The organism is Rhodococcus aetherivorans, assembly GCF_025722975.1.
GTDB classification, from domain to species: domain Bacteria; phylum Actinomycetota; class Actinomycetes; order Mycobacteriales; family Mycobacteriaceae; genus Rhodococcus; species Rhodococcus aetherivorans.
The window spans coordinates 4699971-4712812 of the sequence record NZ_CP106982.1; the positions used below are offsets into that span (position 1 = coordinate 4699971).

The window sequence follows — 12842 nt, forward strand, 5'->3', positions numbered from 1 at the left end:
GTCGCCCACGACCCTTTCCCGACCGGAAGGACTTCCATCATGACCAAGGTGCTGTTCGTCGTCACCGGAGCCGATCACTGGACGCTGGCCGACGGGACGCGACACCCCACGGGGTTCTGGGCCGAGGAGCTGATCGAGCCGTACCGGGTGTTCACCAACGCCGGATTCGACATCACGTTCGCCACACCGGGTGGCCGCACCCCCGTCGTGGACGAAGCCAGTCTCGCGCCCGACGCCGCCGGAGGCGAGGAGCGCAGCGACGAACTGCGGCAGACCCTCGCCGACCTGAAGCCGGTCCTCGACTCCCCCACCGTGCTCGAGGACGTGCGCGCCGAGGACTACGACCTCGTGTTCGTCCCGGGTGGGCACGGCCCGATGGAGGATCTTGCCGTGTCCGAACCGTTCGGCCGGCTGCTCGGGAACTTCCTGGACGCCGACAAGCTCGTCTCCGTCGTATGCCACGCCCCCGCCGCACTGCTGCCGGCACGACGCGCGGACGGCGGCTGGCTCTTCGACGGGTACCGGATGACCGGCTTCACGAACGAGGAGGAGACGCAGGCCGGGCTGGCCGAGAAGGCGCCGTGGCTGCTCGAGGATCGCCTCCGTGAGAGCGGCGCCCAGTTCTCCGCGGGACCGGCGTGGCAACCGCACGTCGTGGTCGACCGCCGCCTCTACACCGGACAGAACCCGGCGTCGTCGCGCGAGGTGGCGGAGCGGGTGGTCGAGGCGGCGAAGAACTGATCTCGCCCCGAGCGGGCGACGCTTGTCGCCCTGACCGAGCCGGGGCGCGGGGTGTCACATTGCGGACATACCGGTCACCCGGTTTCATGTAGGGGTGCGCCGGCTGTGGAAGTGGAACAAGGAAGAGCCGTTCTTCGGGGACCCCGAAGAGCCCCGTGGCACGGCCGCGATCGTCGTGATGATCGCGGTCGTCGTCGCAGTGGGGACCGTGCTGTTGCTGACGGCGGGCGCGCCGCTGCCCTGACGCGTGGCCGACACTGCAGTCAGGCAGCCGGCACCGACAACGGCGGCTGCAGGTCGAACCACGGTCGTGCCCGCTCGAGTTCGGCCGCCAGGGACAGCAGCAAACCCTCACCGCCCAGAGGCGCCACGAACTGCACCCCGAGCGGCAGGCCCGTCGTCGTCCAGTACAGCGGCAACGAAATCGCCGGCCTTCCGGTCAGATTCGCCAACTGGGTGTAGGGCGTCCGACCGAGGTTCTCGTCCACGATGCGATCCATGACGCCCGCCCGGCGGAGGACCCCTCCCAGATGTGCCGCGAGGAGGGCGCGACCGGCGGCGCGGACGACGCGGGGGGTGGTCAACTCACCGATCCGCGCCGGCGGGAACGCAAGCGTCGGAGTCAGCAACAGGTCGTACGTCTCATGGAAGACCGCCAACCGGCGGGCGTATCCGTTCCACCGCTCGAGCGAGGCGAGGTACTCGGACGGCCGCACCGAGTCCCCGAGGGCGGCGAGAAGACGGGTGTCCATTTCGAATCCCTCGGGACCACACCCGGTGAGCCGACGGGCTCGCCGGATCTCGACGGCCACCCCCGCGAACCACATCGTCAGGAAATCCACTGCGAGGCCGCGTTCGTCGACTCCGGTGGCCGCGGGTTCCACGTGGTGCCCGAGTTCGCCGAGCAGGGTCGCCGCATCGGCGACGGCCGCGACGGCCGCCGGATCCACCGGCGTGCCGAGCGGCGATTCCGTCGCGAATCCGATGCGCAGCCTGCGGGGTTCTTCCGACGCCACAGAGGAATACGAATCCTCGGGCATGGCAACCAGATACGGACCCGCCGGGTCCGGACCGGCGAGCACGTCCAGCATCGCCGCCGTGTCCCGTACCGTGCGCGTCACCACCCCGTGGCTGACGGCTCCGTGCAGGAGCTCACCGAACGCGGGACCACTCGGAACCACACCGCGCCCCGGTTTCAGGCCGACCAGCCCGCAGCACGCCGCCGGGATGCGGATCGAACCGCCGCCGTCGTTCGCCCCCGCCGCCGGCACCACCCCCGCCGCCACCGCGGCGGCCGAACCCCCGGAGGATCCGCCCGGGGTGTGCGCGGGATTCCACGGATTACGGGTGGGACCGTTGACCTCCGGCTCGGTGATGCCCTTCGCGCCGAACTCGGGGGTGTTGGTCTTCCCGAAGATCACCAGTCCCGCTCCGAGCCACCGGTCCACGACCAGCGCGTTGCGCTCGGCGGGCAGTGCGGCGAGGGCGCGGCTGCCACTTCCGGTGGGCGTCCCGGCGACGTCCTGCAACAGATCCTTGACCAGGAACGGCACCCCGGCGAACGGGCCGGTGAGTATCTCGCGCGCCCGGGCACGGGCGCGCTCGTCGAGCCGGTACACCACCGTGTTCAGAGTCGGCTCCACAGTGTGGAGTCGGCTCAGCGCCGCTTCGAGCAGCTCCCCCGCGTCGACCTGCCCGCTCGCGACGAGCCCGGCAAGGCCCACGGCGTCGAACCGGCGGTACTCGGCGTAGTCCACGGCTCCGCCTCCTCGGGAACCCGGCGGTGTCTCCTCATTCTCCCGCCGGGGCCAGCGCGAGGGGAGCGCTTTCCCGCGATGTTCGCGCGACCGGGTTCGACCGAATGCGCCCGATCGGGACGGGGGCCTGCAACGATTTTGGATATGAAGCACTTTCGGATAGTCAACGAAGACGGGTCCGTCGTCGACCAGCAGCCGTTCGAGACCGAGGACGAGGCCCTGGCGTGGGCGCACACGCATCCGCGGGCGGGAACCCCGGGATGGACCCTGGAGGAGCAGGTCGAGGCAGACTGGGAGAAGCGGGAGAACTCCGAGCGGACCTGACCGCAGCGGACCGGGCTGCTCGGGGGGTGGATTCAGCCCTCCTGACGCTTCGCCCACGTCAGCACGAGTCTCGGCTCTGCAGAATTGGACGAATCGAGTTCCAGCGTGGCGTCTTCCGGAGCGCCCGCGAGGAACGCACGGACGATGCTCATCGTGACCGGGGTGCTGAGGGGCAGAACGGCACTTTCGGTTTCGTTCGACATACACCGAACGTATCGTCATCGCGGGTCCTCCGCTGGGTGAGACGAGCGGTCGTCCGCCTCCGTCAACGCTCGCCGGCAGTCACGAGCGTCCGAGAACAGAACCCCGACAACGGTGAGGACCTGGTCGGTCCGCAAGTCCGTGCGAACAAGATCATCAGTGGGTGTCGGTCGGCTGTCGGGGACAGCAACAGGCCTTCGCTGCCTGGCGGCTGCTGAGCGCAGATGATTCGACGAATGCGCCGCGACCAGGGCCTTCGTCCGGGACGATGCCCACTGGAAGTACTCCCGGATCGTGCACACGGACGGCGCCGTCGTCGACGAGCAGCCGTTCGCGACCCAGGACTAGGCGGACGCGTGGGCACGCACGCACCCGTGGACGCTTCCCGACCGAGGAATGGGCTGGGAGCAGGCGGGGCCTGCGCTCCTCATCCCTTGCAGGTGAAGGGAGCTACTCGATCGGCGGCCGACGACTGTGTACCGCGCATCCGGGGCTCAACCTGCGAGTCCACTGATTCCGAGAGAGGACCGACATCATGGACGAAACCACGCGGCCTTCGGAGGCCCTCAACACGTTCCTGAATGCACTTCCCGGAGTCAACAGCTGGGCGATGCGCAAGGGGTATCTCGAGGCGGGCATCCGGGACAACGACGTCGTCGTGTGGTCGGGGATGCTGGACTCCAGGACGATCCTGCTCGGGGGAAGTTCCAGCTCTCTCTACTTCTCGACGTCCGCGGACCTGACCTGCGGTCCACTGGTGGTCGAGAGTCGGCCGCTCACACTCACATTCATGAACGACATGTGGGCACGGTGGGTGACCGACTCCGGCATGGGCGGCCCGGACCGCGGTGCCGGCGGTTCGTCGAGGGAACCGGTCTCCCCATGAACACCGTCGATCCCAACGACAGTTCGTTCTACCAGTTCGCGAGTGACCTGGTGAGCGACCAGCCCGCCGAGGCACTCGATGCCGAGATTGCCGGCGAACTCGCCGCGATCGGGATCGTCAAGGGCAAGGCCTTCGAGCCGGATGCGCGGATGCGCGGATGCGGGAGATCCTGACCGAGGCAGCCGCCGTGGGCAATGCGATCGCACGCACCCTCACCTTCCGCCCGCGCACAGAAGACGGGGTCCACTACTACGGGGAGGCGTCGCAATAGGTCAACGGCCTGCTCGCGGGCGGTTACGACTTCATGACCCCGCCCGCGGAGGTTTCCGACACGGGAATCGGGCCGTACCCGTCCGACGGCGCACGGAAGCTGCATCTTCGCACCCAGTTCTTCCGCCTCGCCTGGGGAATCAGTCCGGCGATGTGCATGCGGATCACGAACCTCGGTTCGCAGTACCTCGTCGCGGCCGCGGACAAAGAGGGCCGAACCCTCGACGGCGGCAGGCATTACACGGTGTCGCTTCCCCTGGCATCCCGGCCGCCAGGTTCTGGTTCCCTGACCGCGTGGGACAACCAGACCCGGTCCATGCTCGACACACCGCAACGATTCTCGAAAGTCGGCAGCCAGGGCTACCCTCGCCGGGCTGCGACCGCCGATCCCGACGGGTCGATGACGGTGCACTTCGCGCCCGAACTCCCCGACGGCGTACCCGATGGCAACTGGATCCAGACGACGCCGGGCAGGGGATGGTGTGTGTGCCTGCGTCTCTACAGCCCGCTACAACCGTTCTTCGACAAGTCCTGGCGCCCCGGGGAGCTCGACGAAGTGGAGATCTGAAGGGATCACCGCCGTCGATGCTGGGCACCTCGTGCTGTTCACCCGACGACGCACCCGGTGGTGCGGGTCATTTGCTACGGCCGCGAATTGGTCGCCGAATTGTATAGATCGAGTGCCCCCAGTCGGACTCGAACCGACACTGCGCGGATTTTAAGTCCGCTGCCTCTGCCAATTGGGCTATGGGGGCGCAAGAAGAGGGTAGTGCGTGGTGTCCTTCCGGACCCGGGCAGGTCCGGAAGGACACCACGGCGACCTACGCGATCGACAGCGCGATCCCGTCGAGGATGTCGTGCTCGCTGACGACGAGCTCGCCGATGCCCGCGCGACGGCCGAGTTCGTCGGCCAGCACGGTCGTGACGATCGCCCCGCCGCCGATGACGTCGACCCGTCCGGGGTGCATCGGGCCGAGCGCCGCGCGCTCGTCGTGCGTGGCGGCGAGCAGGCCGTCGCACACCTCGCGCAGCCGGTCGAAACCGACGGTGGACAGGTGCACGCGTTCGGGGTCGTACTCCGCGAGGCCGTTCGCGAGGGCCGCGATCGTGGTCATGGTGCCGGCGACGCCGACCCAGGTACGGGCCTGCTCGACCGGCACGTGTGCGAGCGCCTCGGCGATCTTCTCCCTCGTGAACTCGCGGGCCGCCGCGATCTGTTCGGCCGTGGGCGGGTCGTCGTGCAGGCACCGCTCGGTGAGCCGCACGCAGCCGATGTCGGTGGAGTAGGCGGCATGGACACCGTCGGCGTCGCCGAGCACCACCTCGGTGGAGCCGCCGCCGAGGTCCACGACGACGAACGGCCCCCGGGTGGGGTCGAGTTCGCCGACGGCGCCGGTGAAGGACAGCCGCGCCTCCTCGTCGCCGGTGATGACCTCGGCCTCGGCACCGGGGATCACCGCACCGAGGACCTCGCGGGTCATCGCGAAGAAGTCGTCCCGGTTGGCGGCGTCGCGGGTGGCGGAGGTCGCGACCATCCGCACCGCCTGCGCACCGGTCTCCCGGATGAGGCCGGCGTATTCGACGAGGGCGACGCGGGTGCGTTCGATCGCCTCGGGGGCGAGCCGGCCGGTGGCGTCGACGCCCTGCCCGAGCCGGACGATGCGCATCAGCCGCGTCACGTCGGTGAGCCGGCCGTCGTCGCCGAGGTCGGCGATGAGCAGGCGGATGGAGTTGGTGCCGCAGTCGATCGCCGCGACGCGGCGGGCGCCGACGGCGGTCACTCGGTCTCTCCGCGCAGCTCGGCGTAGGTCGGCCAGTCGGCGGGGACGGCGGTGCCACGCAGGCCGGCGTCGGCGGCGAGGGCGACGGCCTCGTCGCCGAACGGGTTCACGCCCGGCCCCTTGGCGAGGGAGTGCGCGATCAGCACGTGCAGGCACTTGACGCGGTCGGGCATGCCGCCGCCGCTGAAGTCGGTGCCGAGCGAGTCGATGGCGTCGCGTTCGGCGAGGTAGGACTCGTGGGCCCGCCGGTACGCGGCCGCGAGGTCGGGGTCGGCGGCGAGCCGCTCGGTCATCTCCTTCATGACCCCGCCGGATTCCTGCCGGCTGGCCTCGGCGGTGAGCCGCGGATCGGTGAGGTAGAACAGCGTCGGGAACGGCGTGCCGTCGGGCAGTTTCGGCGCGGTCTTCACGACGCCGGGGGCTCCGTCCGGGCAGCGGTAGGCGATGGCGAGGACGCCACGCGGGGCCCGCCCGAGCTGGGCGGCGACGGCGTCGAGGTCTTCCTGTGCGACGGGATCGGTCACCCGGTCGGTTCTCCTGGTTCTGGGGGCGCCACCGGCATCTGCCGCGGCACCGGGGCGGGTTCGGGTTCTGGCGCGGGAACGGACACCGACTGCCACAGGTCGCTGTACCAGGCGCCGGTGGAGGGCAGTTCCTCGGTCTGCTCGGTGACCGGTTCCTGGTAGTCGCCGGGCAGCTGCACCTGGTAGGGAGTCTCGCCGGGCATGACGAACCGTAGCCGTTCGCGGGCCTGGGCGCGGATCCACGCCGGGTCCTCGATCTGCGCCTTCTGTTCGCGGAGCGCCGCTATCTCCTGCTCGAGCTGTGCCCGTTCCGCGGCGACCCGCTCGGCCTCGGAGCGCTGGCTGACGTACGTGCGCAACGGAACCGCGAGGGTCAGGGCGAGGCCGCACACCACGAGGGCGAGGACGACGGCACGGCCGGTGGACAGGCCGAGGAAGGTGCGCTCGGCACGGGCGGGCCGGGACTCGCGCGGCGTTCCGACGCGGGTGGGCCGGGCCCGCCCCGATGCGCCCCCGGTGCGGGCACCGGGAGCGTCGGCGGGCGGTTCCGTCGAGGCGGTAGGTCCGGCCGGGCGGGCCCGTCCGGGCCGCCGGACGCCCGGCGCACCCTCGGTGCGGGTGCGCCGGGCACCGGGCCGGGACCTACCGCGCTGGCTCATGCGGGTGCGCTCAGCCCTCGATGTTGAAACGCGGGAACGCCAGTTCGCCGGCGTACCGGGCGGCGTCGCCGAGCGACTCCTCGATGCGCAGCAGCTGGTTGTACTTGGCGACGCGCTCGGAGCGGGCCGGGGCACCGGTCTTGATCTGGCCGCTGCCCACGGCGACGGCGAGGTCGGCGATGGTGGTGTCCTCGGTCTCGCCGGAGCGGTGGCTCATCATCGACTTGTAGCCGTTGCGGTGCGCGAGGTCGACGGCGTCGAGGGTCTCGGTGAGGGTGCCGATCTGGTTGACCTTCACCAGCAGCGCGTTGGCGGCGCCCTTGACGATGCCTTCCTCGAGACGCTCGGGGTTGGTGACGAACAGGTCGTCGCCGACGAGCTGCACCTTGTTGCCGATCTTGTCGGTCAGTGCGACCCAGCCGTCCCAGTCGTCCTCGCTCAGCGGGTCCTCGATGGACACCAGCGGGTACGCGGAGAGCAGCTCGTTGTAGAAGTCGGCGAGCTCGTCCGCGGTGCGGTCCTTGCCCTCGAACTTGTAGCCGGCAGCTTCGGTGTAGAACTCGGTGGCGGCGACGTCGAGCGCGAGCGCGACGTCGGTGCCGAGCTTCAGACCGGTCTTGGCGACGGCCTCGCTGATGAGGTCGAGGGCCTCCTTGGTGCCGGCGACGTCGGGCGCGAAGCCGCCCTCGTCACCGAGACCGGTGGCCAGGCCGCGGCTCTTGAGCACGGACTTGAGGGCGTGGTACACCTCGGCGCCCCAGCGCAGGGACTCCTTGAAGGTGGGGGCGCCGATCGGGGCGACCATGAACTCCTGGACGTCGACGCCGGTGTCGGCGTGGGCGCCGCCGTTGAGGATGTTCATCATCGGCACGGGCAGGATGTGGGCGTTCGGGCCGCCGAGGTAGCGGAACAGCTCGAGTCCGGAGGACTCGGCCGCGGCCTTGGCGACGGCGAGGGACGCGCCGAGCAGGGCGTTGGCGCCGAGCCGGCCCTTGTCGGGGGTGCCGTCGGTGTCGAGGAGGGCCTGGTCGACGGTGCGCTGTTCGGTCGCGTCGAGGCCGATGATGGCCGGGGCGATCTCGCCGAGGACGCCCTCGACGGCCTGCTCGACGCCCTTGCCCAGGTAGCGTTCGCCACCGTCGCGCAGCTCGACGGCCTCGTGCTCACCGGTGGACGCACCGGAGGGCACCGCAGCGCGGGCAAAACTTCCGTCGTCGAGCAGCACCTCGACCTCGACCGTGGGGTTACCACGCGAATCGAGGATCTCGCGGGCTCCTACCTGCTCAATGATGGCCACTGGCTGATTCTCCTTCGATGGACTTCACGCTGCGGGGTCTGCACGCTGGGAACAGCCTAACCGCCCCGACCTGCGCCCGAAGCACGGCGCGCCCCACGGCGGCGGCCACCGGCCGCCCGCCCGGCGGGGAGGCGGACGGATCGGGCAGCCGCGTCAGGGCCGACGGCCCACCCCGTACGCGGCGGCGCGGTCGCGCACCAGCGCGAGGTATTCGCCCGAGAGGTTGTAGGCCGTCAGCGCCCGCGTCCAGCCTTCGGCGGTGGTGAGGTCGCCGCCCCGGTCGCACAGGTAGCGGCCGGCGGTCAGGGTCGCGTCGTCGATGTTGTCGGGGTCGGCGACGCCGTCGCCGTTCGCGTCCACGCCCCAGCGGAACCAGGTCTCGGGGATGAACTGCATGGGCCCCACCGCCCGGTCGAGAACGGGGTCGCCGTCGAGCCGGCCGCCGTCGGTGTCCCGGATCTCGGCCAGTCCGGGACCACCGTCGAGGGGCACACCGCGGATGGGCGGGTCGACGCGTCCGTCGGGGGCGATGCTCGCGCCGTTGTACCGGCCGTGCCGGCTCTCCACGCTCCCGATGCCGGCGAGCGTCGTCCATGCGAGCCCGCAGCCGGGGCGCGAGGCGGCGAGCACGGCTGCGGCGTGACCGTAGGCCTCGAGCGCGGTGCGGGGGATGCCGAGCGCCTCGGCCTGCGGTGCCGCCCAGTCCCGCAACTGGTCGGCGGTGCGGCCGGGGGCGTCGACGTCGATCGCCGGGACCGCGGTTCCGGGGGCGGGCGGGACGCCGTCCGGGATCGGGATGCGCGGCTCGCGCGGGCTCCAGACGGCAACGCCGACGACCACGAGGATCACCGCGGCGACGGCGCCGACCAGGACGCGCGGCCACGGCGAGCGTCGGCGCGAGGCGGCAGGGGGCATGGTTCCCATCATCCATATCCCCGGCAAAGCGCAGGTAAAGAGACCAAGGTCCCTGTCGACGGAGTCCCGACCGGGTGTATGTTTTCGGCTTGCATCACCTAAGAGAGGTTCGCCTCACCTAACCGTTGGAGTCATGCCCATGTCCGCACTCGCCGCGAGCTCCGAGGCCCCGTCGATCGCCACCCAGCTGTTCGGCTCCGGCCTCATCGGGCTCCGCGAGGGCCTCGAAGCGGGCATCGTCGTGATGATCCTGGTCGCCTTCCTCGTCAAGGCCCAGCGCCGCGACGCCCTGAGGTGGGTATGGCTCGGCGTCGGCACCGCGGTCGCCATGGTCGCCGCGACGTTCGGGATCATCCACTTCGGCACCACCACCCTCACCGGCCTCGCCGCCGAGGTGGCCGCGGGCCTCGCGTCGCTCGCCGCGGTCGTGATCGTGACCGCCATGGTGCTGTGGATGCGCAAGGCGTCGCGGTCGATCTCCGGGGACCTGCGCTCCGGAATGGAGAAGGCACTGCTCGCGGGACCGGCGGCGGTGCTCACCCTGTCGTTCTTCGCGGTCGGCCGTGAGGGCCTCGAGACCGCACTGCTCATGGTCGGGTACGCGGAGAACACCGCCGGCAGCGCCTGGCCGCTCGTCGGCCTGCTCCTCGGCATCGGCGTGGCCGCCGGGCTCACGGTACTGATGTACCTCGGGGCGATCCGGATCGACATGGCCCGCTTCTTCAAGTACACCGGCGCCTTCCTGATCGTGGTCGCGGCCGGCATTCTCGCCTACGGCCTGCGCGCCCTCCAGATCGGCGGCGTCCTGCCCGGGGGCTCGAACCTCGCCTTCGACGTCTCGGCCCACTACGACGCCGGCAGCTGGTACGGCACCGTGCTGGCCGGGATCTTCAACCTCCGTCCGGACCCCACCGTCCTCCAGGCCGTCGCGTGGGTGAGCTACCTCGTCGTCGTCCTGTACGTGTTCCTGCGTCCCGTCGCGCCGGCCCGCACACCCGAACCGGCCGTCGCCGTCTGACCCCCTCCCTGTTCGAAAGGCACCGATCCATGCGTCGATCCACGTACGCCCTCGCGGCGGCAGCGGCCCTGCCCCTCGCCCTGGCGGGCTGCACCGAGAAGTCCACCGCCGGCGACGACGCGATCGCGGTCACCGCCACCGACACCGCATGCGACGTGGCGGCGGCGGACGGCGCGACCGGGCACTCGACCTTCAGCATCACCAACAACGGCACCAAGGTCACCGAGTTCTACGTGTTCGCCGCCGGCGACCGGGTGATGGGCGAGATCGAGAACATCGGCCCCGGACTCACCCGGCAGCTGATCGTGAACCTGCCCGAGGCCGGCACCTACGAGCTGTCCTGCCGCCCCGGCATGGTCGGCGACGGGATCCGTCAGGAGTTCGTGGTCACGGGCGATTCCCAGGCCGCCACCGACGCCGACGGCAAGCTCACTGAGGCGGGCGACGGCTACCGCCGGTACATCCGCAGCCAGACCGAAGCCCTCGTCACCGCCACGGGCGAGTTCGTGGCCGCCGTGAAGGCCGGCGACGCCGACGAGGCCAAGCGGCTGTTCCCGGTCAGCCGCACCTACTTCGAACGCATCGAGCCGGAGGCGGAGAGCTTCGGCGACCTCGACCCGCGGATCGACCTGCGCGAGGCGGACCTCGAGCCCGGCCAGGCCTGGACCGGATTCCACCGGCTCGAGAAGGACCTGTGGGTGCAGGGCCCCCAGCTCGACACGGGCGCGATCGCCGATCAGCTCGCGGTCGACGTCCAGGAGCTGGCCGACCTGGTGAACGCCGCCGACTACACGGTCGACCCGACCAAGATCGCCGGAAATGCACAGGGCCTGCTCGACGAGATCGCCACCTCGAAGATCACGGGTGAGGAGGACATCTTCTCCCACACCGACCTGTGGGACTTCCAGGGCAACGTGGACGGCTCGCAGGCCGCGGTCGCCGCGCTGCGCCCGATCCTCGACGCGAACGATCCCGAGCTGGGGCAGGCCATCGACGCCCGGTTCGCCGACCTCGACGCCGCGCTCGCCCGGTACCGGCAGGGCGACGGCTTCGTCTCCTACGACACCGTGACCGAGCCACAGCGGCAGGAACTCTCGCGCCTGATCGACGCGCTCTCGGCCGAGGTGAGCAAGGTGCAGGGTGTCGTCGCGGGAGCTGCAGGCGCATGAGCGGGACCCCGGACACCGCCGCGGCCCCCGCCGCCCGCGGGGGCATCTCCCGCCGCCGCCTGTTCGGTGCGGTCGGTGCCGGCGCCGCGCTCGCCGGAGCGGGCGCGGTGGTCGGCCGGGTCACCGCACCCGGCGCGGACACCGCCCACGCCGGCGCCGTCCCGTTCCGGGGCGAACACCAGGCCGGGATCGTCACCCCCGCCCAGGACCGCATGCACTTCGTGGCGTTCGACGTCACCACCGACGACCGGGACGAACTCGTCGCGCTGCTGAAGACGTGGACCGAGATGGCCGAGCGGATGACCGCCGGGCTCGAGGCCACCGAGGACGGCGCCACCGGCGAGGGCCCCTACCATCCGCCCACCGACACCGGCGAGGCCCTGGACCTCGACGCCTCCCAGCTGACCCTGACCATCGGGTTCGGCCCGTCGCTGTTCGACGGACGGTTCGGTCTCGCCGACCGCAGACCCGCTGCACTCGAGGAACTTCCGCACTTTCCCGCCGACAACCTCGATCCGGCCCGCAGCGGCGGCGACATCGCCATCCAGGCGTGCGCCAACGATCCCCAGGTGGCGGTGCACGCCATCCGCAACCTGGCACGGGTCGCGTTCGGCACCGCGTCGGTGCGCTGGTCGCAGCTCGGATTCGGCCGCACCTCGTCCACCTCGACGTCGCAGCAGACGCCGCGGAACCTGTTCGGATTCAAGGACGGAACCAACAACCTCAAGGCCGAGGACCCCGGCGCGCTCACCGAGTCGGTGTGGGTCGGCCCCGGCGACGACCAGGCCTGGCTCGCCGGCGGCACCTACCTGGTGGCGCGGCGGATCCGCATGCTCATCGAGCAGTGGGACCGAGCGGTGCTGCAAGAGCAGGAGCAGGTGATCGGCCGCACCAAACGCGACGGCGCTCCGCTGGGGAAGACCGGCGAGTTCGACGAACTCGACCTCGAGTCCAGGGGACCGGACGGGCCGTTCGTCCCCGTCGACGCACACGTGCGCCTCGCGTCGGCCCAGCACCTCGGCGGGCTGAAGATCCTGCGCCGGGGCTACAACTTCACCGACGGCTCCGACGGCTTCGGCCACCTGGACGCGGGCCTGTTCTTCATCGCGTTCTGCCGCAACCCGCTCGAGCAGTTCGTGCCGATGCAGCGCGAACTGGCACGGCGCGACGCGCTCAACGAGTACATCCAGCACGTCGGGTCGGCGGTATTTGCGTGCCCGGCCGGGCCGGCACCGGGCGAGTACTGGGGGCAGGCGCTCTTCGAGGCGTGAACCGTCCCGGAACGAGATCGGTGACGCCG

The 12842-nt window shown here is 70.8% G+C and carries 16 protein-coding genes and 1 tRNA gene; 9 read left to right on the forward strand and 8 right to left on the reverse strand.

Features of this window, described 5'->3' with window-relative positions:
• The first annotated feature begins 39 nt into the window (after window positions 1–39).
• Together OCS65_RS21320 and OCS65_RS21325 are read left to right on the forward strand one after the other, a co-directional pair.
• Window positions 40–741: a type 1 glutamine amidotransferase domain-containing protein gene (locus OCS65_RS21320; protein ID WP_050034815.1), complete on the forward strand. Its 702-nt coding sequence runs from the start codon at window positions 40–42 to the stop codon at window positions 739–741.
• Between the two features lie 94 nt (window positions 742–835).
• Window positions 836–985, forward strand: a complete 150-nt coding sequence (locus OCS65_RS21325) for a hypothetical protein (RefSeq protein WP_006935782.1) — start codon at window positions 836–838, stop codon at window positions 983–985.
• A gap of 19 nt (window positions 986–1004) precedes the next feature.
• Here the strand turns inward: OCS65_RS21325 and OCS65_RS21330 are convergent, their stop codons facing one another.
• Complete coding sequence (locus OCS65_RS21330; protein ID WP_050034814.1) at window positions 1005–2498, reverse strand: amidase; 1494 nt, start codon at window positions 2496–2498, stop codon at window positions 1005–1007.
• 144 nt (window positions 2499–2642) lie between these two features.
• On the opposite strand from OCS65_RS21330, the gene OCS65_RS21335 reads away from it, so the two are divergent.
• Window positions 2643–2822, forward strand: coding sequence for a hypothetical protein (locus tag OCS65_RS21335; protein WP_006935779.1), 180 nt, complete (start codon window positions 2643–2645; stop codon window positions 2820–2822).
• 32 nt (window positions 2823–2854) lie between these two features.
• On the opposite strand, the gene OCS65_RS21340 is transcribed toward OCS65_RS21335, so the two are convergent.
• A complete protein-coding gene (locus OCS65_RS21340) occupies window positions 2855–3025 on the reverse strand; it encodes a hypothetical protein (protein ID WP_006935777.1) in 171 nt (56 codons plus the stop codon).
• A gap of 533 nt (window positions 3026–3558) precedes the next feature.
• Between OCS65_RS21340 and OCS65_RS21345 the strand changes: the two genes are divergently transcribed.
• The 3 genes from OCS65_RS21345 (at window position 3559) to OCS65_RS21355 (ending at window position 4747) form a co-directional block, all read left to right on the forward strand.
• Window positions 3559–3909 (forward strand): hypothetical protein, encoded by a 351-nt coding sequence (locus tag OCS65_RS21345; RefSeq protein WP_263507545.1) that lies wholly within the window; start codon window positions 3559–3561, stop codon window positions 3907–3909.
• Complete coding sequence (locus OCS65_RS21350; protein ID WP_263507547.1) at window positions 3906–4082, forward strand: hypothetical protein; 177 nt, start codon at window positions 3906–3908, stop codon at window positions 4080–4082. The genes OCS65_RS21345 and OCS65_RS21350 overlap by 4 nt, the downstream gene beginning before the upstream one ends.
• Before the next feature lie 131 nt (window positions 4083–4213).
• Complete coding sequence (locus OCS65_RS21355) at window positions 4214–4747, forward strand: DUF1214 domain-containing protein (protein WP_263507549.1); 534 nt, start codon at window positions 4214–4216, stop codon at window positions 4745–4747.
• A 113-nt stretch (window positions 4748–4860) separates the two neighbouring features.
• Here OCS65_RS21355 and OCS65_RS21360 read toward each other — a convergent pair.
• The 6 genes from OCS65_RS21360 to OCS65_RS21385 form a co-directional block, all read right to left on the reverse strand.
• A tRNA-Leu gene (locus OCS65_RS21360) sits at window positions 4861–4934 on the reverse strand.
• Between the two features lie 66 nt (window positions 4935–5000).
• Window positions 5001–5960 carry a Ppx/GppA phosphatase family protein gene (locus OCS65_RS21365; RefSeq protein WP_029542185.1) on the reverse strand — a complete coding sequence of 320 codons (960 nt, stop codon included), beginning with the start codon at window positions 5958–5960 and terminating at the stop codon, window positions 5001–5003.
• Window positions 5957–6484 (reverse strand): DUF501 domain-containing protein, encoded by a 528-nt coding sequence (locus OCS65_RS21370; RefSeq protein ID WP_065922861.1) that lies wholly within the window; start codon window positions 6482–6484, stop codon window positions 5957–5959. The genes OCS65_RS21365 and OCS65_RS21370 overlap by 4 nt, the downstream gene beginning before the upstream one ends.
• The gene (locus tag OCS65_RS21375) at window positions 6481–7143 is read right to left on the reverse strand and encodes an FtsB family cell division protein (protein WP_006940798.1); all 663 of its coding nucleotides are present in this window, start codon (window positions 7141–7143) and stop codon (window positions 6481–6483) included. Before OCS65_RS21375 ends, OCS65_RS21370 begins: the two co-directional genes overlap by 4 nt.
• Before the next feature lie 10 nt (window positions 7144–7153).
• Window positions 7154–8440 (reverse strand): phosphopyruvate hydratase, encoded by a 1287-nt coding sequence (gene eno, locus OCS65_RS21380; RefSeq protein ID WP_006940797.1) that lies wholly within the window; start codon window positions 8438–8440, stop codon window positions 7154–7156.
• A gap of 153 nt (window positions 8441–8593) precedes the next feature.
• On the reverse strand, window positions 8594–9355 hold the full coding sequence (locus OCS65_RS21385) for a lytic transglycosylase domain-containing protein (protein WP_006940789.1): 762 nt from the start codon (window positions 9353–9355) through the stop codon (window positions 8594–8596).
• 139 nt (window positions 9356–9494) lie between these two features.
• Here OCS65_RS21385 and efeU point away from each other — a divergent pair, with 139 nt between their 5' ends.
• The 3 genes from efeU to efeB are packed head-to-tail and all read left to right on the forward strand — an operon-like array spanning window position 9495 to window position 12813.
• Complete coding sequence (gene efeU / locus OCS65_RS21390) at window positions 9495–10373, forward strand: iron uptake transporter permease EfeU (protein ID WP_006940787.1); 879 nt, start codon at window positions 9495–9497, stop codon at window positions 10371–10373.
• A gap of 29 nt (window positions 10374–10402) precedes the next feature.
• Entirely contained in the window at window positions 10403–11542 is a 1140-nt protein-coding gene (gene efeO, locus OCS65_RS21395) for an iron uptake system protein EfeO (protein WP_231771876.1), read from the forward strand.
• Window positions 11539–12813 (forward strand): iron uptake transporter deferrochelatase/peroxidase subunit, encoded by a 1275-nt coding sequence (gene efeB, locus OCS65_RS21400; RefSeq protein ID WP_006940784.1) that lies wholly within the window; start codon window positions 11539–11541, stop codon window positions 12811–12813. Before efeO ends, efeB begins: the two co-directional genes overlap by 4 nt.
• The last annotated feature ends 29 nt before the right edge of the window (window positions 12814–12842 follow it).